Consider the following 1,211-nt stretch of genomic DNA (forward strand, 5'->3'; position numbering starts at 1 on the left):
GTTTTTAAGTTCGGCGGCTATTGCTGTTGTGATGATGGCTGGTCTTGGTGGCGCGCAGGCAGCCGATGTGAAGGAAGTGCAGATGCTGCACTGGTGGACGTCGGGCGGCGAGGCTGCGGCTTTGAACGTGCTGAAGCAGGATCTGTCGAAGGAAGGTTTTGCCTGGAAGGACGTGCCGGTGGCTGGTGGTGGCGGTGACGCGGCGATGACGGCGCTGAAGGCGATGGTGGCGGCCGGTACTTATCCGACGGCCTCGCAGATGCTGGGTTATACCGTGCTCGACTATGCCCAGGCCGGCGTCATGGGCGACCTGACGGAGACGGCGAAGAAGGAAGGCTGGGACAAGTCGGTGCCGGCGGCGCTGCAGAAGTTCTCCGTCTATGACGGCAAGTGGGTGGCAGCCCCGGTCAACGTCCATTCGGTCAACTGGCTGTGGATCAACAAGGCTGTGATGGACAAGATCGGCGGCAAACAGCCGAAGAGCTTCGACGAGCTGATCGCGCTGCTCGACAAGGCCAAGGCCGCAGGCGTCATCCCGTTGGCACTCGGTGGCCAGAACTGGCAGGAAGCGACGATGTTCGATTCCATCGTGCTGTCGACCGGCGGACCGGAGTTCTACAAGAAGGCCTTCAACGACCTCGACGAGGCATCGCTGAAGTCCGACACGATGAAGACGTCGTTCGATAACCTCGCCACCATCATCAAGTATGTCGATCCGAACTTCTCCGGCCGCGACTGGAATCTGGCGACCGCCATGGTCATCAAGGGTGACGCGCTGGTGCAGGTGATGGGCGACTGGGCCAAGGGCGAGTTCGTCGCCGCCAAGAAGAAGCCGGATACCGACTTCCTCTGCTACCGCTTCCCCGGCACCGAAGGCAGCGTGATCTACAACTCCGACATGTTCGGCATGTTCAACGTTCCGGATGACCGCAAGGCCGCCCAGGTGGCGCTGGCAACGGCAACGCTGTCGAAGAGCTTCCAGTCGGCCTTCAACGTCGTCAAGGGTTCGGTGCCGGCCCGCACCGACGTTCCCGACACCGACTTCGATGCCTGCGGCAAGAAGGGCATCGCCGACTTGAAGGCCGCCAACGAAGGCGGCACGCTGTTCGGCTCGCTGGCCCAGGGTTACGGCGCACCTCCGGCGATCGCCAATGCCTATAAGGATGTCGTCTCGAAGTTCGTCCACGGCCAGATCAAGACCTCGGATGAGG

At 61.9% G+C, this 1,211-nt stretch carries 1 protein-coding gene; it reads left to right on the forward strand.

All coding sequences use genetic code 11. The annotated features are described in order from the left end of the window. Nucleotides 1-31 precede the first annotated feature (31 nt). Nucleotides 32-1,211, forward strand: a 1,180-nt coding sequence (locus EFD55_RS32915) for an ABC transporter substrate-binding protein (protein WP_148102923.1), incomplete at its 3' end; no start/stop codon positions are given.

Source organism: Rhizobium pisi (assembly GCF_003938655.1).
GTDB classification, from domain to species: domain Bacteria; phylum Pseudomonadota; class Alphaproteobacteria; order Rhizobiales; family Rhizobiaceae; genus Rhizobium; species Rhizobium pisi.